The 19,302-nt window shown below is 71.0% G+C and carries 19 protein-coding genes and 1 pseudogene; 11 read left to right on the top strand and 9 right to left on the bottom strand.

The window, feature by feature from the left end:
* The first annotated feature begins 18 nt into the window (after window positions 1-18).
* From AB0K21_RS00185 to AB0K21_RS00160, 6 genes are all read left to right on the top strand, one after another.
* Window positions 19-1,203, top strand: a complete 1,185-nt coding sequence (locus AB0K21_RS00185; RefSeq protein ID WP_364146699.1) for an ABC transporter substrate-binding protein — start codon at window positions 19-21, stop codon at window positions 1,201-1,203.
* 112 nt (window positions 1,204-1,315) lie between these two features.
* Window positions 1,316-1,834: a VOC family protein gene (locus tag AB0K21_RS00180; protein ID WP_343970077.1), complete on the top strand. Its 519-nt coding sequence runs from the start codon at window positions 1,316-1,318 to the stop codon at window positions 1,832-1,834.
* A gap of 192 nt (window positions 1,835-2,026) precedes the next feature.
* A complete protein-coding gene (locus tag AB0K21_RS00175; RefSeq protein ID WP_343970080.1) occupies window positions 2,027-2,899 on the top strand; it encodes a branched-chain amino acid ABC transporter permease in 873 nt (290 codons plus the stop codon).
* The gene (locus AB0K21_RS00170) at window positions 2,892-3,800 is read left to right on the top strand and encodes a branched-chain amino acid ABC transporter permease (RefSeq protein ID WP_343970083.1); all 909 of its coding nucleotides are present in this window, start codon (window positions 2,892-2,894) and stop codon (window positions 3,798-3,800) included. Before AB0K21_RS00175 ends, AB0K21_RS00170 begins: the two co-directional genes overlap by 8 nt.
* Window positions 3,797-4,594 carry an ABC transporter ATP-binding protein gene (locus AB0K21_RS00165; protein ID WP_364146694.1) on the top strand — a complete coding sequence of 266 codons (798 nt, stop codon included), beginning with the start codon at window positions 3,797-3,799 and terminating at the stop codon, window positions 4,592-4,594. Before AB0K21_RS00170 ends, AB0K21_RS00165 begins: the two co-directional genes overlap by 4 nt.
* Window positions 4,581-5,276 (top strand): ABC transporter ATP-binding protein, encoded by a 696-nt coding sequence (locus tag AB0K21_RS00160; protein WP_343970089.1) that lies wholly within the window; start codon window positions 4,581-4,583, stop codon window positions 5,274-5,276. The genes AB0K21_RS00165 and AB0K21_RS00160 overlap by 14 nt, the downstream gene beginning before the upstream one ends.
* Window positions 5,277-5,499: 223 nt before the next feature.
* On the opposite strand, the gene AB0K21_RS00155 is transcribed toward AB0K21_RS00160, so the two are convergent.
* The gene (locus AB0K21_RS00155) at window positions 5,500-5,685 is read right to left on the bottom strand and encodes a hypothetical protein (protein WP_343970092.1); all 186 of its coding nucleotides are present in this window, start codon (window positions 5,683-5,685) and stop codon (window positions 5,500-5,502) included.
* Between the two features lie 31 nt (window positions 5,686-5,716).
* Between AB0K21_RS00155 and AB0K21_RS00150 the strand changes: the two are divergent.
* A pseudogene (locus tag AB0K21_RS00150) lies at window positions 5,717-6,958 on the top strand (transposase).
* Window positions 6,959-7,002: 44 nt separating this feature from the next.
* Here the strand turns inward: AB0K21_RS00150 and AB0K21_RS00145 are convergent.
* The 4 genes from AB0K21_RS00145 to AB0K21_RS00130 form a co-directional block, all read right to left on the bottom strand.
* On the bottom strand, window positions 7,003-8,151 hold the full coding sequence (locus AB0K21_RS00145; RefSeq protein WP_343970098.1) for an acetyl-CoA C-acetyltransferase: 1,149 nt from the start codon (window positions 8,149-8,151) through the stop codon (window positions 7,003-7,005).
* 96 nt (window positions 8,152-8,247) lie between these two features.
* Window positions 8,248-9,408 carry an acyl-CoA dehydrogenase family protein gene (locus AB0K21_RS00140; protein ID WP_343970101.1) on the bottom strand — a complete coding sequence of 387 codons (1,161 nt, stop codon included), beginning with the start codon at window positions 9,406-9,408 and terminating at the stop codon, window positions 8,248-8,250.
* Window positions 9,409-9,454: 46 nt separating this feature from the next.
* On the bottom strand, window positions 9,455-10,633 hold the full coding sequence (locus AB0K21_RS00135; RefSeq protein ID WP_364146688.1) for a CaiB/BaiF CoA-transferase family protein: 1,179 nt from the start codon (window positions 10,631-10,633) through the stop codon (window positions 9,455-9,457).
* Window positions 10,634-10,873: 240 nt separating this feature from the next.
* Entirely contained in the window at window positions 10,874-11,470 is a 597-nt protein-coding gene (locus tag AB0K21_RS00130; protein ID WP_364146685.1) for a TetR/AcrR family transcriptional regulator, read from the bottom strand.
* 159 nt (window positions 11,471-11,629) lie between these two features.
* Here AB0K21_RS00130 and AB0K21_RS00125 point away from each other — a divergent pair, with 159 nt between their 5' ends.
* Entirely contained in the window at window positions 11,630-12,580 is a 951-nt protein-coding gene (locus tag AB0K21_RS00125) for a chlorophyllase (protein WP_364146682.1), read from the top strand.
* 100 nt (window positions 12,581-12,680) lie between these two features.
* On the opposite strand, the gene AB0K21_RS00120 is transcribed toward AB0K21_RS00125, so the two are convergent.
* Both AB0K21_RS00120 and AB0K21_RS00115 read right to left on the bottom strand, forming a co-directional pair.
* Window positions 12,681-13,391 carry a GntR family transcriptional regulator gene (locus AB0K21_RS00120; RefSeq protein ID WP_343970114.1) on the bottom strand — a complete coding sequence of 237 codons (711 nt, stop codon included), beginning with the start codon at window positions 13,389-13,391 and terminating at the stop codon, window positions 12,681-12,683.
* 294 nt (window positions 13,392-13,685) lie between these two features.
* Window positions 13,686-14,711: a MaoC family dehydratase gene (locus AB0K21_RS00115; RefSeq protein ID WP_343970117.1), complete on the bottom strand. Its 1,026-nt coding sequence runs from the start codon at window positions 14,709-14,711 to the stop codon at window positions 13,686-13,688.
* Between the two features lie 220 nt (window positions 14,712-14,931).
* Between AB0K21_RS00115 and AB0K21_RS00110 the strand changes: the two genes are divergently transcribed.
* Entirely contained in the window at window positions 14,932-15,456 is a 525-nt protein-coding gene (locus tag AB0K21_RS00110) for a hypothetical protein (protein WP_343970122.1), read from the top strand.
* A 444-nt stretch (window positions 15,457-15,900) separates the two neighbouring features.
* Here AB0K21_RS00110 and AB0K21_RS00105 read toward each other — a convergent pair whose 3' ends face one another.
* Window positions 15,901-16,422 (bottom strand): phospholipase, encoded by a 522-nt coding sequence (locus tag AB0K21_RS00105; RefSeq protein ID WP_364146677.1) that lies wholly within the window; start codon window positions 16,420-16,422, stop codon window positions 15,901-15,903.
* A 459-nt stretch (window positions 16,423-16,881) separates the two neighbouring features.
* Between AB0K21_RS00105 and AB0K21_RS00100 the strand changes: the two genes are divergently transcribed.
* On the top strand, window positions 16,882-17,484 hold the full coding sequence (locus AB0K21_RS00100) for an XRE family transcriptional regulator (RefSeq protein WP_343970128.1): 603 nt from the start codon (window positions 16,882-16,884) through the stop codon (window positions 17,482-17,484).
* Window positions 17,477-18,895, top strand: coding sequence for a pyridoxal-dependent decarboxylase (locus tag AB0K21_RS00095; protein ID WP_343970131.1), 1,419 nt, complete (start codon window positions 17,477-17,479; stop codon window positions 18,893-18,895). The genes AB0K21_RS00100 and AB0K21_RS00095 overlap by 8 nt, the downstream gene beginning before the upstream one ends.
* Before the next feature lie 3 nt (window positions 18,896-18,898).
* On the opposite strand, the gene AB0K21_RS00090 is transcribed toward AB0K21_RS00095, so the two are convergent.
* Window positions 18,899-19,264, bottom strand: a complete 366-nt coding sequence (locus tag AB0K21_RS00090) for a DUF1801 domain-containing protein (protein WP_343970133.1) — start codon at window positions 19,262-19,264, stop codon at window positions 18,899-18,901.
* Between the last annotated feature and the right edge of the window lie 38 nt (window positions 19,265-19,302).

Genomic DNA, 19,302 nt, shown 5'->3' with positions numbered 1-19,302 from the left:
GCGACATGAGAGGTTCAAATGCGAAAGAGCAGACTCGGAACAGTTGTTCTGGGAGTGGCCCTGCTGGCGACGGCGTGCGGCTCCGGCGGCGACGAGGGAGGCAGCGCGCAGTCCGGCGGCCTGCCCGCCACTGTCAAGATCGGTGTCCCGCTGGACGTCAGCGGCGCCGCGGGCATCGCCGGTGTGGGGACCAGCGAGCGCGACGGCGTGCGGCTGGCGGCCAAGGAGATCAACGACACCGGCTTCCTGGGCGGCTCGAAGATCGAGCTGGTGGAGATCGACACCAAGGCGGACAAGCAGGAGGCCGTGCAGGCGGTGCTCAAGCTCGCCTCGGACCAGGTCGACGCGGTCGTGGGCTTCACCCTCACCCCGTCGTTCCTGGCCGCCGGGCCGCAGCTCCAGCAGAACGGCATCCCGACCGTGGCGGTCGGACTCTCCTCGGGCGGCGTCACCGAGGTCGGCGACTACATGTTCCGCCTCTATCCCGACATGGCCAACGTGATGCCCCAGGCCGACAAGGAGTTCGCCACCGCGTTCAGCGGTCTCAAGTCCGCGGCGTACCTGTACCAGAGCGACTCCGAGGCGGCCAAGAACGTCATCGGCAAACGCCAGCAGGCACTGGAGGGCGCCGGCATCCAGACCCTGGGCGTGGAGACCTTCGTCGGCACCGACACCGACGTGCGGGCCCAGCTGACCAAGCTCAAGCAGCTGAACCCCGACGTGCTGGTCACCATGCCGCTGCCCGGCATGATGAGCACGATCTACCTGCAGCTCGACGAGATCGGCTTCGACAAGCCGGTGTTCATGGCGCCGGATGTCAGCGACGCCACCATGGAGCAGTCCGGCAAGGCCATGCAGTGCTTCGTGTACGTGACGGCCTGGAACGGCCAGAGCAGCGAGGGCAACAACACCCACTTCCTGGACTACTGGCGGCAGAACGGCGCGCAGCGCTCCGCCACCGTCTTCGAGGCGGCGGGCTACGCGTCGCTGTGGTCGATGGCGCACGCCTTCAAGAACGCCGGCAGCAACGACAAGAAGGCCGTCCGGGACGCGCTGGCGGCCCTGAACGGCGTCGACACCCCGTTCGGCAAGATCGGCTTCACCCAGAACCGGGCCGCCGACGTCAAGGGCACCAAGCTCCAGATCGTGGACAGCAAGATCACCCTGTTCGATGCCCAGACGGCCCCCGGCTGCAAGCGCTGACCCGCGAACCTCCGGCCCCGACCGACCCGCCGCCCCGGCACGCCGCACCACGGCGCGCCGGGGCGGCTCCGTTGGCGGGTCCCCCGCCGTCCGCCCCAGAGGAGACCCCGCGATGACCCTCACCATCGACCACCTCGTCCACGCCAACGTGGTCTGCAGCGACTTCGACCGGTCGCTCGACTTCTACACCCGCCTGCTCGGCGCCCGGATCCTCGGGCAGCCGTTCGAGTTCGACGCCGGAGACGACTTCCGGGCGATCCTGGACGTCACCGGCCCGGTCCGCTGCAGGGCGGCCCTGCTCAGCTGGAGCTCCCAGGACACCGACACCTACCTGGACCTGCTGCACTTCACCGACGACGGCGGCGCCCCGGCGCCGCGCACGGCCAAGGACGCCGGGCTGGCCCGCCTGGGGCTGCGGGTCGGGGACATGGACACCGCGATGGCCTGGATCGCCGAGCACGGCATCCCCGTGGTCGGCGGCCCGGTCACGCTCGTCCCCATGCCGGGCCGCCGGCGGCGCGTGGTCACCATCCTCGACCCGGACGGGACGCTGCTGAACCTGATGGAGTTCTCAGAGCTCTCGGCGCTCTCGGCGCCCCAGGCGCACCCGGTCGAGAACGGGCGCGGATGACCGGCGGCGCCGCCCCGAAAGCAGCCGCCCCGGAACCACCGGCAAGGGGCACCGATAACGGCCGCGGCCGTCCCCGGTAGGGCTCTCCGACGCAGGTAACGCCGGTGTTAACGAGGAAACGCAACGCTGGCCCCGATCTCGTCACACCGCGGACAGCCCGGCCCGGGGCTACGAGAGGAAGCGGAGGATGGTGTGCAGCAGACCATTAACGGTTTGGCCTTGGGGAGTACGTACGCTCTGTTGGGCGTGGGCGTCACCCTGGTCTGGGGTGTCCTCAACCTCCTCAACTTCGCCCATGCGCAGATCCTGACCTGGGGCAGCTTCGCCGCCCTGGCCGCGCTGCGCCTGGGCGTCCCGGTGCCGGTCGCGATCCTGGTGGGCATGGTGACGGCCGGTGCGCTGTCGGTGCTGATCGACCTGGTCGTCCTCGCGCCACTGCGCGGCCGCAAGGCCCCGGAGTTCTCCTTCGTGGTCGCGACGATCGGCGTCTCGCTGGTGCTCACCACGGTGCTGCGCACCTACACCGACGCGCAGACCGAGGCGTTCCCCCGCCAGGGCTTCCCGGTCGGCGCCTTCGAGTTCGCCGGCCAGAACGTGCCCCGGCTCCAGGTGGTCATGCTGGTGATCGCCGTGGTGGCGATGGCGGGCCTCGGGTACTGGCTGAACCGGACCAAGTCCGGCCGGGCCGTCCGCGCGGTGGCCTACAACCGAGAGACCGCCGAGCTGCTCGGCGTGAACAGCCAGCTCGTGTTCTCGATCTGCTTCTTCGTGGCCGGCGCGCTGGCCGCCGTGGCGGGCATCTTCGTCGCCGCGTCGGCGGCGCAGGTGTCGTACTCGTCCGGCGACGGGCTGCTGCTGATCGCCTTCGCAGTGATCATCCTCGGCGGCATGGGCTCGGTGAAGGGCGCGATCATCGGCGGCCTCGTCCTCGGCGTGATCGAGGTCTACGCCACCACCTACGTCTCCAGTGTGTTCCGGGAGATCATCGCGTTCGCCGTCATCCTCGCGGTGCTGGTCGCGCGGCCGTCCGGGTTCTTCGGCAAGAAGGAGGCCGCCCGTGTTTGAGTGGCTCGAACCGCTCCAGCTGTTCCGGCTGGACACCGCGCTCATCCTGACCCTGCTCGTGATCAGCGTGCACGTCACGTTCCGGGTCGGCATCATGTCGCTGGCCCCGATGGGGTTCGCCGCGGTCGGCGGCTACACCGCAGCCCTGATCGCGACCAAGTCCGAGCTGCCGTTCGCGATCGGCCTGCTCGCCGCCACGGTGCTGGCGGGCGCGATCGGCGCGCTGTTCGCCCCGCCCGTGCTGCGGCTGCGCGGCATCTACATGGCGCTGGGCAGCCTGGCCCTCGCCCAGGCCATCGTGGTGCTGATCCGGATCAGCGACTACACCAACGGCCCGAACGGCATCGCCGGCATCCCGATCGAGGTCAGGACCGAGCACCTGGTCGTCACGCTGCTGGTGGCGTTCGTACTGCTGGAGCTCAGCCACCGCTCCCACTTCGGCCGGGCCGCCAAGGCGGTGCGGCTGGACGAGCGCACCGCCGAGGGCATGGGCGTCAACGTGTTCCGGGTCCGGTTCATGAGCTTCACCGCGGCCGCCGCCATCGCCGGGTGCGCCGGCGCCCTGGAGGCGCACCGCACCACGGTGATCAGCCCCGACCAGTACGGCTTCGCCACCCTGGTCATCGTGTTCACCTACGTGCTGGTAGGCGGCAACGGACACTGGGCCGGGCCGATCCTGGTCACCTGGGGGCTCACGGTCCTGCGCGACTCGCTGCACTTCGCGGGCTCCAACTGGGAAGACGTGATCTACGGCGTGCTGCTCGTCGTGATCCTGCTGGTCGCGCCGAACGGCCTGTCCGACCGCTCGCTCTACCGGGGTCTGCGGCGCCGCCTGCGCGGCAGACAGGACCGGCCCGCACCCGACGTCCAAGACCCTGCCGAGAAGGTGGCGAGCCGATGACCGCGATGCTGGAACTGTCCGGAGTCAGCAAGCACTTCGGCGGGATGAAGGCCGTGAACGACGTCTCGTTCTCCGTACGGGAGGGCACCATCTGCGGCCTGATCGGCCCCAACGGCGCGGGCAAGACCACGGTGGTCAACCTGATCAGCGGCTACCTGCAGCCCACCGCCGGCCGGATCACCCTGGCCGGGTCCGACGTCGCCGATCTGCGCCCGCACCGGCTGGCCGCCGCGGGCGTCGCCCGCACGTACCAGAACCTGAAGCTCTTCGACGAGAGCACCGTGCTGGAGAACGTGCTGATCGGCCGGCACCTGTCCTTCAAGGGCCGCCGCTGGCAGCTCGGCCGGGTGCGCAGGCGCGAGGAGGCCGAGCAGCACGAGGTGGCGCGGCGGCTGATCGACCGGGTCGGCCTCACCTCGGTGACCGACGTGGACGTGGCCGAGCTCTCCTACGGCATGCGGCGGCGGGTCGAGATCGCCCGGGCGATGGCCACCGAGCCGCGGCTGCTGCTGCTCGACGAGCCGACCGCCGGGATGAACCGGGCCGAGTCCGACGACATCGGCCGGCTCATCCAGATGATCAACGCCGAGGGCGTGACCGTGCTGCTGGTCGACCACAACGTGCGGCTGGTCACCGAGGTCTGCCACCGGGTCGTCGTCCTGGACTGGGGCAGCGTGCTCACCGAGGCCGGCCCGCACGAGGTGTGGCAGGACGAGCGGGTCAAGACGGCCTACCTCGGCACCAAGGAGCGTCGCACAGCGGACACCGTGGAGGCACCCGATGCTGGTCGTTGATTCCCTGGTCACCCGCTACGGCGCCGTCGAGGCGCTGCACGGGGTGAGCCTGGAGGTCGGTGCGGGCGAGGCCGTGGCCCTGGTCGGGCCGAACGGCGCGGGCAAGACGACCCTGCTGCGCACGATCTCCGGTCTGGTGCGGCCGGCGGCCGGGACCGTGACGATCGACGGCCGGGCGACCGGGCGCACCGCCGCCTACCGGGTCGCCCGGCTGGGCGTCAGCCACGTGCCCGAGGGCCGGGCGATCCTGTCCCCCCTCACCGTGAGGGACAACCTGCTGATGGGCGGCAACCGGCTGCCCGGCTCCGAGGTCGGCGACCGGATGGACGAGATGATCGAGCTGTTCCCGGTGCTGGGGCGGCGGATCGACTCGCTCGGCGGCGTGCTGTCCGGCGGCGAGCAGCAGATGCTGGCGATCGCGCGCGGGCTGATGGCCCGCCCGCGACTGCTCATGATCGACGAGCCGTCGATGGGGCTGGCCCCGCGCATCGTGGGCGACGTGCTGGACGCGCTGCACCGCGTGGTCGCCACCGGCACCGCGGTGCTGGTGGCGGAGCAGAACGTGGGCCTGGCGCTGGAGGTCGCCGACCGGGCGTACGTGATGGTGGTCGGGGACATCGTGGCGTCCGGCCGCAGCGCGGACATGGACGAGAACAGCCTGCTGGAGACCTACCTGGCCTGAGGGCTTCCCCTCTTACCGGCGTCCCGGTGATCCGGCTCCCCCGGCCCGGACCGCCGGGATGTACGAGGGCGGCGCCCTTTCCCGTGATCCGGCTCCCCCGGCCCGGACCGCGGAAACACGCGAGGACGCGCCCCGTACCCCAAGGGAGGCGGCCGGGTCGGCGGATTATCCGCCGACCCGGCCGCTTCGCTTCGTACCTCCCCTCCGACCTGTACTCTCCGGGTCAGCTCGTCCCCCGGGCGCTACCGAAGTGCGTGCCCTGACCTGCCTGGTCATGCCGCTCGGCCCACCAGGTGTAGGACACCAGGACGGTGCGGGGTTCTCCGTGCCGCTCCACGATGGTGGGTTCGCCGGTGAAAGGGGGCGACGTCGATCCGGGGCCCCAACTGGTCACGGAGTTCTCGAACATTCACGCGTTCCGTCATGGAACCATCGGTGCCGTGCAGCTTCGTTACCGGTACCGGCTCTACCCGGACGCCGCTCAGCGCCAGGCGCTGGCGCGGGCGTTCGGGTGCGCGCGGGTGGTGTTCAACGATGGGCTGCGCGCCCGCCAAGACGCCCACCGGGCGGGCCTGGCCTACGTCTGCGACGCGGAGTTGTCCAAGCGTCTGACCGTCGCGAAGGCGACACCGGAGCGCGCCTGGCTGAGCGAGGTGTCGGCGGTGGTGTTGCAGCAGGCTTTGGCCGACCTGAACACCGCCTACCGCAACTTCTTCGCCTCGATCACCGGTAAGCGCCAGGGGCCGAAGGTCGGCCCGCCCCGGTTCCGGTCGCGCAAGGACAACCGTCAGGCGATCCGCTTCACCCGCAACGCCGCGTTCAAGGTCACGGCGAGTGGGAGGTTGCGCCTGCCGAAGATCGGGGAGGTGGTGGTGCGCTAGTCGCGCTCGCTGCCCTCAGAGCCCTCGTCGGTGACGGTGATCAAGGACGCGGCCGGGCGGTACTTCGCCTCGTTCGCGGTCGAGACCACTGAGGAGCCGCTGCCCGAGGTCGCCGACGAGGTTGGCGTCGACCTGGGGCTCACTCATTTCGCGGTGCTGTCGGACGGCCGGAAGATCGACAACCCTCGATTCCTGCGCCGGGCGGCGAAGAAGCTCCGCAAGGCGCAGAAAGCCCTCGGCCGCACGGTGAAGGGGTCGAACAACCGCAGCAAGGCCGTCGTCAAGGTCGCCCGTGCGCACGCCCGGGTGGCCGATGCGCGCCGGGACTTCGCCCACAAGCTCTCCACCCAGTTGATCGGTGACAACCAAGCCGTCTACGTGGAGGATCTGTCGGTGAAGGGCCTGGCCCGCACCCGGCTGGCCAAGAGCGTCCATGACGCGGGCTGGTCGGCCTTCGTCGGGATGCTGGAGTACAAGGCCGCCCGGTACGGGCGGACCTTCGCCAAGATCGACCGGTGGTTCCCCTCCTCCAAGCGGTGCTCACAGTGCGAGACTGTGGCCACCGCCCTGCCGCTGAACGTGCGGGAATGGGCTTGTCCCTGCGGCGCGGTCCATGACCGTGACGTCAACGCCGCACGCAACATCCTGGCCGAAGGCCGTCGAACCGTCGCCGCTGGACGGAAACCCGCCGCCGGGAGGCGGCGGGAGGCGGAGACGTTAAACGCCTGTGGAGGTGACGTAAGACCACCGCTCGCGGTGGCCGACGCCGATGAAGCAGGAAGCCACAGAGGTGCCGCATGACGCGGCACGGGCTGAATCCCCGGCCCTTCGGGCCGGGGAGCGCGTCAAAGCCGCTCGATGATGGTGACGTTCGCCTGGCCGCCGCCCTCGCACATCGTCTGCAGCCCGTACCGGCCGCCGGTCCGCTCCAGCTGGTTGAGCATCGTCGTCATCAGCCGCGCGCCGGTCGCGCCGAGCGGGTGACCGAGCGCGATCGCCCCGCCGTTCGGGTTGACCTTGGCCGGGTCGAACCCGGTCTCCTTCAGCCAGGCCAGCACCACCGGCGCGAAGGCCTCGTTGATCTCCACGGTGTCGATGTCGTCAGGGGTCAGTCCGGTCCGCTCCAGTGCCCGCCTGGTCGCCGGGATCGGCGCCGAGAGCATCATCAGCGGGTCGTCGCCCATCACGGTCATATGGTGGACGCGCGCCCGCGGCGTCAGCCCCAGGTGCTTCACCGCGCGCTCCCCGGCGATCAGCAGGGCGGCCGAGCCGTCGCTGATCTGGCTGGCGCAGGCGGCGGTGATCCGGCCGTCGGGCAGCAGGGTCGGCAGCGACCTGATCTTGTCCCAGTCGGGCTCACGCGGGCCGTTGTCGGCGGTCAGGCCGCCCAGCGGCGCGATCTCCGGCTCGAACAGCCTCTCGGCGTTCGCGCGCAGGGCCCGGGTGTGCGACTCGACCGCGAACCGCTCCATTTCGTCGCGTGAGATGTCCCAGTGCGTCGCCATCATCTCGGCGCCCCGGAACTGGCTCACCTCCCCCTTCCCGAACCGGCTCGTCCACCCCTCCGAGGTGGAGAACGGGTCCTCGAAACCGAGCGCTTTGCCGGAGTCGGCCGCCGACATCAGCGGCACCATGCTCATGTTCTGCACGCCGCCGGCCACGACCATGTCCATCGTGCCGCTCATCACGGCCTGGGCGGCGAAGTGCACGGCCTGCTGTGCCGAGCCGCACTGCCGGTCGATGGTGACCCCCGGCACGTGGGCCGGGAAGCCGGCCGCCAGCCAGCAGGTGCGGGCGACGTCGAAGGACTGCGGGCCGACCGAGTCCACGTTGCCGAACACCACGTCGTCGACCAGCCCGGGGTCCACCCCGGCCCGCTCGATCAGCGCGCGGATGGCGTGCGCGCCCAGGTCGGCCGGGTGGATCGTGCTCAGCGGCCCGCCGCGCCTGCTCACCGGAGTGCGGACGGCGTCGATGATGAATGCTTCAGCCATGCCGCCGACCGTACGGACGGGGCGTTAACCGGCCGTGCACCGCCGGACAGGGGCGGCGTTACCCGGCCCCTGTCCCGTTCCTGCCGGTACGCGCCCTCAGTAGGCGAGGCCGCCGCGTTCGACGAGCTGGCGGGCGATCACGTTGCGCTGGATCTCGTTGGTGCCCTCGCCCACGATCATCAGCGGGGCGTCCCGGAAGTACCGCTCGACGTCGAACTCGGTGGAGTAGCCGTACCCGCCGTGCACCCGGATCGCGTTGAGCGCGATCTCCATCGCCGCCTCCGAGCAGAACAGCTTGGCCATCCCCGCCTCCAGGTCGCTGCGCGCGCCCGAGTCGTACCGCTCGGCGGCGTGCAGCAGCAGCTGCCGGGCGGCGGTCAGCTTCGCGGCCATGTCGGCCAGGTGGTTGCCGACGGACTGATGCTGCCAGATCGGCCGGCCGAACGTCTCGCGCTGCCGCGCGTACGCGAGCGCGTCGTCGAACGCGGCCCTGGCCACGCCGGTCGCCCGCGCCGCGACCTGGATCCGGCCGATCTCCAGGCCGCGCATCATCTGGGCGAACCCGGCGCCCTCCCGCCCACCGAGCACCGCGTCCGCCGGCACCCGGGCGCCCTCGAAGACCACCTCGCAGCTCTCCACGCCCTTGTAGCCGAGCTTGGGCAGGTCGGTGGTCACCGTGACCCCCGGCACCTTCTCGACCAGCAGGACGGAGATGCCGCGGTGCCGGGGCACCGCCTCGGGGTCGGTCTTGCACAGCAGCGCGATCAGCCCGGACGTCCGGGCGTTGCTGATCCAGGTCTTGGTGCCGTCGACCACGTACCCGTCGCCGTCGGCCTCGCGCCGGGCGACGGTGCGCATGCCCTGCAGGTCCGAGCCGCCGCCGGGCTCGGTGAGCGCCATCGTGGCGCGCAGCTCGCCGGTCGCCATCCGGGGCAGGTACCGCTCCTTCTGCTCCGGGGTGCCGTAGGTGAGGATGAGCTTGGCCACCACGGTGTGCCCGCCCATCGCCCCGGCCAGGCTCATCCAGCCGCGCGCCAGCTCCTCGGTGATCAGGGCGTAGCAGGGCGTCGACACCCGCACGTCCCCGTACGGTTCGGGGATGGCCAGGCCGTAGACGCCCATCCGCTTCATCTGGTCGATCAGGTCGGCCGGGTAGGTGTTGGCGTGCTCCAGGTCGCGCGCGACCGGGCGCACCTCGCGGTCGACGAAGTCGCGGACGGCCTCGACCATGGCCGTCTCCTCGGGGTTCAGCGTCATGGGCGGGTCCTCACTCTGGTGCGGCCTGGCTGGGTAGGGGTGGGGGTCAGATGACGGACCGGGCCGAGAGGTCGGCGATCTCCTCCGGCGAGCGGCCCAGCTCGGCCAGCACGTCGGCCGTGTGCCGGCCCAGCTCGGGCACCGGGTCCATTCGCGGCTCGACCCCGTCCAGGGAGATCGGCGGCAGCAGCGCCCGGACGGGGCCGCCGGGTGTGCCGACGTCCCGCCACCGGCCGCGCTCGCGCAGCACCGGGTGGTCCAGGAAGTCGGCCACCGTGTTGACCCCGGCGTTGGCGACCCCGGCCTGGTCGAGCAGCTCGGCGGCGTCGGCGCCGTCCAGCTCGGTGAAGCGCGCGTCGACGATGGCCTCCAGCGCGTCCCGATCGGCCACCCGCAGTGTGTTGGTGGCGAAGCGCGGGTCGGCCGCCAGCTCGGGGTCCTTGAGGAACACCGCGCAGAACCGGGTCCACTCGGCCTCGTTCTGGATCGAGAGCAGCACGGTCCGCCCGTCCCGGGCGGTGAACGGCCCGTACGGGGCGATGGTGGCGTGCCGGGCGCCCGCGCGCGGCTGCTGGCGTCCGCTGCCCGCGGTGTAGTTGGCCGGCTGCCCCATCCACTCGGCCAGCGCCTCGAACAGCGACACCTCCAGCGTGGCCCCCAGCCCGGTGACCTGCCGCTGGTACAGGGCCGTCAGCACCGCGCTGAAGCCGTACATCCCGGCGGCGATGTCGGCCACCGAGACGCCGACCCGGGCGGGCTCGTCCGCCGACCCGGTCAGCGACACCAGCCCGGTCTCGCACTGGACCAGCAGGTCGTACGCCTTGCGCCCGGCCCACGGGCCGTCGCCGCCCCAGCCGGTGATGCCGAGCACGATCTTGCGCGGGTCCCGCCCCCGGACGGCGGCGGCGGCCAGCCCGAGCCGGTCGGCGGCACCGGGGCCGAGGTTCTGGACGAGCACGTCGGCCCGGTCCACCAGCTCGTGCAGGATCTCCCGGCCGTGCGGGGACTTCACGTCCAGGGTGACCGACTCCTTCGAGCGGTTCAGCCAGACGAAGTAGCTGGACTGGCCGTGCACCGACTCGTCGTAGCGGCGGGCGAAGTCACCGGAGCCGGGCCGCTCGATCTTGATCACGCGGGCGCCGAGGTCGGCGAGCTGGCGGGTCGCGAACGGCGCGGCGACCGCGTGTTCCAGCGTCACGACGGTGATCCCGGTCAGTGGCAGCACGACTCCCCCTCGGTTGGTTCGTATAAAATATAGAGTTTTACCTTAGAGCGCTAGAGGCGATCGAGATTTATATCTGTATGCCTGCTGAGCAGGCAATTTATGACCCGAGAGTGACGGGCGGAGAGAAAATATCCTATGGAGTCTGCCGCCACATCGGGCGGCGCTCGCCCTGTTGACGACCTCGCGCACTCGCTCCGCCGCCCGGGCGGTCCCTCGCCGCGTTCGGGCCCACCGTCGATGTCAGGACGGCCGCGGTCGCCGTAGTCCCCGAAGGAGCAGCTCGACCAGCCGGCGGGGGTCATAGCGGGGGTCGCCGTCACGTCCGGCGCAGAGGTTACCGATGCCGCGCATCAGTTCGTAGGCCTGCGTACCGGGCCCGATCTCGCCGGCGTCGACCGCGGCGTCGAGCAACCGGGCGCAGACGGGCACCAGGCGGTCGAGGAAGTAGGCGTGCAGCGCGTCGAAGCCGCCGCTGTCCGATTGCAGCGCGTTGGCGAGTCCGTGCTTCGTGACCAGGAAGTCGACGAAGAGGTCGACCCAGTCGCGGAGTGCCGCGAACGGAGAGTCGGCGTTGGCCAGCAGGGTCGGGCCGGCCTCGGCGCAGGCCTCGACCTGGTGGCGGTAGACGGCGACGACGAGATCCGCCCGGGTCGGGAAGTGGCGGTAGATCGTCCCGATCCCGACGCCGGCCCTGGCCGCGATCTCACGGATCGGCGCGTCGACGCCGGAGGTGACGAACACCGCGGCGGCGGCGGCGAGCAGCGTCTGCTGGTTGCGCAGCGCGTCGGCCCGCCTGCTTCGGGGCGGCACCTCCCCTGACCGGCCTGCAGTCGACACCACGCTCTCCTTCCGAATGGCCTTTGACAAAGCGGAACACGGTTCCGTATTGTTCCGGAACGACGATCCGTTTAGAGCGTAGCCGAACCGGGACGCTCCCGTCCGCCTCGCCCACCGGCCGAACGAGACCGGCGAGGCCATCGAATGGGAACACACATCATGAGTGAATCGACGTACACAGCCGGCTCGCCCACTCCCGTCCTCTCGGTCAGTCCGGTGGTGCTGCCGGCCCCCGGCCGCGCCGTGGACCTGGAGGTGCGGGTCTCCGCGCCCGTGACCGGGAGCGACCTGCCGGTCATCCTCCTCTCGCACGGTCAGGGCTACTCGAACCACCTCTCCTCGCTGAACGGCTACGCCCCACTGGCCGGCTTCTGGGCGGCGCACGGCTTCGTCGTGATCCAGCCCACCCATCTGAGCTCAAGGACGCTGAGCCTGGATCCCGACCACCCCGAGGCGCCGCTGTACTGGCGCTCGCGGGCCGAGGACATGAAGCACATCCTCGACCGGCTCGACGCGATCGAGGCCGCGGTCCCACAGCTCCTCGGGCGCCTGGACCCGAGCAGGGTCGCGGTGGCGGGGCACTCGATGGGCGGGCACACCGCGAGCCTGCTGCTGGGCGCCCGGCTCACCGATCCGCACGACGGAACGGAGGTGAACCTGGCCGAACCCCGGATCAAGGCGGGGGTGCTGCTCGCCGCGCCCGGCAGAGGGGGCGACGCCCTCACCGCGTTCACGGCCGAGAACTACTCCTTCTTCTCGACCACGGACTTCTCCGGGATGACGACGCCCACGCTCGTGGTCGCCGGCGACAAGGACACCTCCGCCCACCTGACGGTTCGGGGCGCGGAGTGGCACACCGACCCGTACTTCCTCTCCCCGAGCCCCAAGTCCCTGCTCACCCTGTTCGACGCGGAGCACGGGCTCGGCGGGATCTCCGGATACGACGTCGCCGAGACCACGGACGAGAACCCCGAGCGGGTCTCCGCGGTCCAGTGGCTCACCTGGGCCTACCTTCGCAGCGAGCTCTATCCCGGGGATTCCGCCTGGCAGGCGGCGTGTGACGCGCTGACGGCCGGACCCGGCCCGCTCGGACGGGTCGAATCCAGGTAGGCCTCCGTGGCGGACCGGCGGCACGGGACGGTCGCCCTCGACGACGAGCCGGATCGGCGGCTCCGCCGTGGCCCGGCCGCGGCCTCGCCCGGGACCTGGGTCAGGAAGAGGACTCGTCGTCCGCGGCCTGCCGGTCGAACTGCCTGGCCAGCAGGTCGCCGGAGTTCGCGATGTGATCGTGCATCGCCCTGCGCGCGGCCTCCGCGTCCCCGGCCCGCAGCCCGGCCAGGATCCCGGTGTGGTCGTGCAGGGTGGCCTCGGGCCAGCCCTCGATCGCGGAGTAGAAGCGGGTGGGAATGTACCGGCCGGTCAGGCCGAGCACCCAGGTGATCTTGCGGGCATCCGCCACCAGGTTGATGTGCCGGTGGAAGGCGTGGTTCTTCTCCTCCAGCAGAGCCAGGTCCTTGCGGTGCGCCGCGGCCAGCAGCTCGTGGTGCAGCGCCTCCAACTCGGCCAGGTCCTCCGGCGTCACCCGGACGGCGGCGCGGGCCGCCAGCTCGCCCGAGATCAGCGCGTGCGCCTCGAACAGGTCGCGGACGTCCTGGCCGGTCAGCGGCGCGACCTGGAAGCCGCGCCGGGGCAGCAGCTGCAGGAAGCCCTCCACCCGGAGCACGTGCAGCGCCTCACGGGCCGGCGTCGCGGAGATGCCCAGCGCCTGGCCCACCACCTCCGGCCGGACCGAGTCGCCCGGGCGCCACCGGCCCGACATGATCATGCTGCGGATGTACGCGGCGGCGGCGTCGCTGAGCTGGGGGCGCTCCGCCTCGGGGGTTCGGGCCGTCCCGGTGGCCTCGGTCATCCTGCCGCTCATCGCACGACCTCTCGCCTCGATCGGGGCTTCTCCCGGCGTCCCATCTGCGCCGACGATCCTAGGTGGATACCGGGGGCCGCGACACTCGGACCGGCGAGGCAGTGGAAAATAGAATCTTGAGAAGGTGATATTCGCAGTTCAGCGGGCAACCTTCCGGATTTTACGTTCTAGAATCCAGAGAGGATCACTAGAGAATATATGAAATATGGCTATCGTGGGACCATGCCGGTCCGCCGGGTCCGCAGCCCGCCCCCCCGCCCGAACCTCCCCGATGAGGAAGCAGCCATCGCCCCGTCACCCCGTCGCGCCGCCACCGGCGAACACGGCCACGAAGCGCCAGTCGAGGACGTCCACGGGCGGCAGGCCGGGCCGGTGCGCGTGCACCCGGGACCTCAGGTGGACCAGGCCGCCGTCCGCCAGCCGCTCGGTCCGCTCCACCTCGATGACGCTGGTCAGCGTGTCGCCCTCCGCCACCGGGCCGAGGTGGTCGCAGCCGTGCCAGCCGGCCACGGTCACCGTCTCCGGCAGTGCCCGCACCGCCTGGTGCAGGGCGATCCCGACGGTGTGGCCGCCGTAGACCAGCCGGCCCGCGGCCCCCGCCGAGGCGTCGTGGTGCACCCGGGCCGAGTTGAGCGTGAGCCGGGCCAGCTCGGGCGCCGACGAGACGACGTCGCCCCCCGCCACCCGGAACACCTGCCCCGGAGCCAGGTCGCCGAGCCGCCGCCCGCGCACCCGAGCCCGGTAGGCGCCCAGGTCCCAGCCCGCGGCGACCTGCGACAGCTCGGCCGTGGTGGGAGCCGTGCCGACAGCGGACAGATCGTCGGCGTGCCCGGTCTCGGCCTCCTGGTCGCGCAGCGGGATCATGGCGCAGCGCCAGAAGTCCAGGACCGGACGGTCGTGCTGGTCGCGGGTGCCGATCCGCAGCGCGGCCAGGCCGGTGGCGGGGCGACCGGGGCGGCGGGAGTTCTGCCGCAGGCCGACGACCTCGGTCACCGTGCGCAGGGTGTCGCCGATCAGGGGGGCGCGGCGGAAGACCACGCCGCGGTAGAAGAGGTTCGCCTTCACCGCGTGGGTGACGATCGTGGACTGGCCGATCGCGACGTCCCAGACCAGGTTGGGGGCGGCCAGGACGGCGCCCTCACCGACCACCCGCCCCGCCAGCGTGTGGTCCACGACCAGCGGCAGCCGCCCGCCGACGATCGCCTGGTGGGCCGCGGCCAGGCCCTCGGTGAGGGTGAGGGCGGGCACGTCCTCGAACCGCAGGCCGTGATGCAGGTCCTCGAAGTAGGGACCGTCGATCAGGGTCTCCGTGGGGTTCATCGGGGCCTCCTCCATGCCGCAGCCTAGGGCCAGATACTACACATATATCAACATTTATCAACAAATATCCCCATCGTTTGTTCGCGGGCCGGGCGGGCCGGCCACCGGTTCGGCATCATCCACGACGCCCTCGGGGATCCCCCTCCCGCCCGCCTGGTGGTGGCCGCTCCTCGCTTCGTCCCCGGTGTGCGCTCTTCCGCGAAGCGGGTTTAATGATCCGGTGTACAGAGTGCTGATCGCGGGCATCTCCGGCTCCGGGAAGACCACGATGGCCAGGACGTTGGCGCTGCGGCTCGAACTCCCCCACTACGAGCTGGACGCGCTCCATCACGGACCAGGCTGGGTCAAACGGCCGGAGTTCGAATCCGACGTGGACGCCTTCTCCTCCGGGCGGTGCTGGGTGACGGAGGATCAGTACCATTCGGTGCTGGACGACCTGCTGTGGGAGCGGGCCGACACCGTCGTCTGGCTCGACCTGCCACGCCGTACGGTGATGCAGCGAGTCATACGGCGCTCGATCGCCCGCGCGACGACGCGCCGGGAGCTGTGGAACGGCAACCGGGAGAGCTTCCGAGACTGGCTGGATCCGGAGCATCCGATGCGCTGGGCGTGGTCGCAGTACGAGCGGAAGCAGCGGGCCGGCCTGGAGCGTATCGCCCGGCACTCGCAGATCACCGTCGTCCATCTGCGCTCCGCCGGCGAGGCGCACCGCTGGGTGGCCGCCGTCACCGCGCGTTCGTCCTGAGGGCACTGGCGAAGATCCCGGCAGTCGGAGAGGGGGAAGCAGAGCGCCGCGATCGCCTGGGCGACATCTGCCCCGGTCAAGGACCGGGCGGCGGGATCTTCGGCCAGGCAGGCGGCCGGCAGCGGGCGCGGCCGGTCGGGCACGCCCGCCAGGTCCGGTTCGCGGTTCACGGTCGCGTTGATCACCACTACCGGGAGCGCACCGGGGAAGGCCGGCCGCCATCACCGCCGTGATCGACCGTACGCGCGGTGCCGCGCCGGACCGGCGGCGACCTGGCCGATGCCGAGGTCGCCGCCCGCGTCCAGGTGCTCTCGTGCCTCCTTCGATCGAGCCCGGCCGGCGCGAACGTTGGAATTCGGGCCGGCCGCCGTCAACCGTGCGGCCGGACTCCGCGATACCGGCCCGGCGAAGGTCGGCGGGTGGGGCTGATCCCGCGGGGGCGGGTCACATCTCGGCGGGCTGAGCGGCCTGTTCGGCGGCCTGGCGGATTCGTTCGATCTGCGCCTCGGTGACGTTGAGGGTGCCGAATTCCCTGACCGCCTGGTAGTAGGTCCAGGCGAGGCCGTTGCAGGTGTTTCTGGGAATGCTGGAATATCCCGCGCAAACCTGCTTCATATCGAAGTAGAAAGAGTCGTCGATGCGTGCCTTGTTCGCCGGGAACTGGCTCACCGCCTTGTAGTTGCGGTAACCGAAGTCGTGACGTCGGCACGGCATTCTGAAGTCGAAGCCGAGCGGCTGGTCGGGGCTGCTCGAGCAGAGGTCGGTCGACCAGTCGAAGGCGTAGTCCGCCCAGCCCGCCTGGTTCTGCCACGCGGAGCGCCAACTGGCGGCGCTGGACGCCGTGGGCTGGCTGAACCCGGAAAGCGCGGCGAGCTTCTGCTCCAGTGTCACCGCGTAGGCGGGCAGTGTTAATCCAATTAATGTGACGAGGGAGAGGGCGACGGCTGCGAGGGCTCGTTTGACCATGGGGCTCTGCCTTTGTCTGGGGGATGCCTCTCATGGCAGGTTTCTGCCACCGCCTAACAATGAAACGAAATAACCCGATATGCCGGAACGGATCTTCGTCAAGATCGGCTTGGGTGTTCGTAAACCATCGCTCTTTACAGGGATTACAACATCATGTAATGGCTCGTTTCGAAAGACCGAATCATGAGCGCGGCGGCCCGGGAGTGGCCGATGACCCGCTTCCCCGGATCACCGAGACTCGGCACCGGGGCGGACGGCCGTCACGGCCGCCGACGCCTCCCGGGCACCGGTTGGCGCGAAGCCGGGCCACGCGCCGACCGACCGGCCGGCGACGGCTCCGCGCCGATGGGCGACCTGACGCCGGCCCGGTTCGCACGGCCCTCTCCTCACCCCTGCGCCCCTGGCGGGCGACAGAGACCATTCCTCTATAGAGAGGATATATGTCGCTATAGTGGAAACATGAGTAATGGCACCGTCCTGTCCAGCGGCCTGTCGATGGCCGAGCTGGGAGTCAGACTCCGCGCCGAGCGCCGGGCACGCGGCCTGGCCCTGGAGCGGCTGGCCGAGCTGAGCGGGGTGAGCCGGAGCATGGTGTCCGCGGTGGAGCGGGGCGCGAAGACACCGACGGTGCTGGTCCTGGACCGTTTGGCGACCGCTCTGGGCACCTCGATCGCCCGGCTGCTGGACGAACCCTCCGGTGCCGAGGTGGTGATCCTGCCGCATGACCGGCAGCGGCTGGTGCGCGACCCCTCCGGCTGGGAGCGGCGTATCCTCTCCCCCGTGCTGCCGGGTGTGGAGTTCGAACTGATGCGCACCACCCTGGAACCGGATGTCGACGCCGGGGAGTTCTCGCCGCACCCGCCGGGCTCGCGCGAGTACGTGGCCGTGGAATCCGGCTGTCTCCGCCTGACCGTCGACGACACGCCCTACCTCCTGAACGCCGGGGACTCCGCCTACTTTCCCGGCGATCGCCGGCACGCCTTCGCCAACGGAGCGGATGACGTGTGCGTGTACTACCTGGCCATGGAGCTGGGCCGGCAGGCCGGCGGAAACGGTGGATGACCTCCGCCGAGCCGGTCGGTCGGCCGCCGACCTGGTCGCCGACCACCTGGCCGCGGTACCCGGCGGACCCGTGTGGCGACCGGTGCCCGACGCGGACCGTTCATGGCTCTCCCACCGGCCCCTTCCCGCTACGGGCCGCCCCCTGGAGAGCCTGCTCCACGACATACGCGACCACGTGTTGCCCTACCCGATGGGCAACGGGCACCCGCGGTTCTTCGGCTGGGTCAATTCCCCGCCGTCGCCCGCCGGCGTCCTGGTCGCCCCCCTGGCCGCCGCCCTGAACCCGAGCTGCGCCGGAGGCGATCACGCGGGCGTCCTGCTGGAGCGCACCGCCGTACGGTGGCTGGCGGAGCTGGTGGGTTACCCACACCCTCCGGGCGCCGGGCTGCTGACCAGTGGCGCCTCCATGGCCACCATTGTCGCGCTGGCCACGGCCCGGCAGCGGGCAGGCCGCCGCGAGGGGTGGGACGTCCGCGAGAGTGGCCTCTACCGGCATCGCCCGCTGGCGATGTACCTGTCGGCCGAGGCGCACAGCTGCCTGCGCAAGGCGGCCGAACTTCTCGGCCTGGGCAGCCGGTACCTCCGCACCGTCCCGGTCGACGGGGCCTTCCGGATGGACACCGACGCGCTGCGCCGTCTGATCGCCGCGGACGTGGACGCGGGAGTACGGCCGTTCTTCGTCACGGCCAGCGCGGGAACGGTGAACACCGGTGCCGTCGACCCGCTGGCGGACATCGCCGAGGTCGCGCGCGAGCATGACCTGTGGTTCCACGTCGACGGCGCCTACGGCGCCCTCGGCGTCCTCGCCGAAGAGGCCGACTCCGGCTATGCGGGACTGGGGCTGGCGGACTCCCTCGCCCTTGACCCGCACAAGTGGCTCGGTGTCCCCGTCGACTGTGGCTGCGTCCTCTTCCGCGACCCGGCCGGGCCGCGCGACACCTTCAGTCTCGTGCCGCCCTACCTGCGCGACGACGACGCCGACGAGCTGGGCTGGTTCTCCGAGTACGGCCCCGAGCAGACCCGCTCCTTTCGCGCGTTGCGGGTGTGGGCCACGATCGCGCACCTCGGGCGCGACGGGATCGCCCGGCTGGTCCGGCGCACCACCCGGCTCGCGCGCACGCTCGCGGCCATGGTGGAGGCCTCCGGCGACTTCGACCTGCTCGCCCCGGTCGCCACCTCGATCACCGCCTTCCGCCACCGGCCCGCGGCGATGGCCCCCGGCGAGGTCGAGGCTCTGAACCAGGCCCTCCCGGCCGCCGTCCAACGCCGCGGACGCGCCTTCCTGACCGGCACCCGGCTTTCCGGTACGGCGGCACTGCGCGCCTGCGTCCTCCATCCGGCCACCACCGAGGACGATCTCGTGGTCCTGCTGGACGAGATCCGCGCCGCCGCGAAGGAGCTCACCGCGTGAGGATCAGCGGCTCTCGCCCGGCCCGGCCGAGGTGGCCGCCAGCAGCTCCCGTACGAGATCGAGGTCGATTCTCTCCGGCCCGCGGAAGCGCAGGCAGCCCTTGCCCATGTCCTGCCCGGCCAGACGCTCCTCGAAGGCCGTGCGGATGTCGTCGCGCATGAGGTAGAGGGAGATGTGCCGCCGCTGGCTCGCGAAGGCGATCTCAACATTGCCGTCCCGCTGGTAGGCGGGCATCCCGTACGCCATGACCTCCACGAAACCCTTCAGTTCCGTACGGCACAGCTCACGCAGGCCGGTCAGGGCCTCCCTGTGCTCGTCGGGGACCTCGCTGAGGTAACCGTCCACGCTTTCCGCGTTGCTCCGAACCATGCGCGGAGCGTACGAGAAGCCGAGCGGGCCGGGCCACC

It is taken from the genome of Streptosporangium sp. NPDC049248, assembly GCF_040678965.1.
Lineage (GTDB): Bacteria > Actinomycetota > Actinomycetes > Streptosporangiales > Streptosporangiaceae > Streptosporangium > Streptosporangium fukuiense.
Note: the sequence above shows the minus strand (reverse complement) of the source record. Positions and strands in the feature narration are given on the sequence as shown.

Excerpts from the sequence above, each read along its gene's own strand:
- AB0K21_RS00185 (WP_364146699.1), top strand. The coding sequence starts at position 19 with ATGCGAAAGAGCAGACTCGGAACAGTTGTTCTGGGAGTGGCCCTGCTG.
- AB0K21_RS00180 (WP_343970077.1), top strand. The coding sequence starts at position 1,316 with ATGACCCTCACCATCGACCACCTCGTCCACGCCAACGTGGTCTGCAGC.
- AB0K21_RS00165 (WP_364146694.1), top strand. The coding sequence starts at position 3,797 with ATGACCGCGATGCTGGAACTGTCCGGAGTCAGCAAGCACTTCGGCGGG.
- AB0K21_RS00160 (WP_343970089.1), top strand. The coding sequence starts at position 4,581 with ATGCTGGTCGTTGATTCCCTGGTCACCCGCTACGGCGCCGTCGAGGCG.
- AB0K21_RS00155 (WP_343970092.1), bottom strand. The coding sequence starts at position 5,685 with ATGTTCGAGAACTCCGTGACCAGTTGGGGCCCCGGATCGACGTCGCCC.
- AB0K21_RS00145 (WP_343970098.1), bottom strand. The coding sequence starts at position 8,151 with ATGGCTGAAGCATTCATCATCGACGCCGTCCGCACTCCGGTGAGCAGG.
- AB0K21_RS00140 (WP_343970101.1), bottom strand. The coding sequence starts at position 9,408 with ATGACGCTGAACCCCGAGGAGACGGCCATGGTCGAGGCCGTCCGCGAC.
- AB0K21_RS00125 (WP_364146682.1), top strand. The coding sequence starts at position 11,630 with ATGAGTGAATCGACGTACACAGCCGGCTCGCCCACTCCCGTCCTCTCG.
- AB0K21_RS00120 (WP_343970114.1), bottom strand. The coding sequence starts at position 13,391 with ATGAGCGGCAGGATGACCGAGGCCACCGGGACGGCCCGAACCCCCGAG.
- AB0K21_RS00115 (WP_343970117.1), bottom strand. The coding sequence starts at position 14,711 with ATGAACCCCACGGAGACCCTGATCGACGGTCCCTACTTCGAGGACCTG.
- AB0K21_RS00105 (WP_364146677.1), bottom strand. The coding sequence starts at position 16,422 with ATGGTCAAACGAGCCCTCGCAGCCGTCGCCCTCTCCCTCGTCACATTA.
- AB0K21_RS00100 (WP_343970128.1), top strand. The coding sequence starts at position 16,882 with ATGAGTAATGGCACCGTCCTGTCCAGCGGCCTGTCGATGGCCGAGCTG.
- AB0K21_RS00090 (WP_343970133.1), bottom strand. The coding sequence starts at position 19,264 with ATGGTTCGGAGCAACGCGGAAAGCGTGGACGGTTACCTCAGCGAGGTC.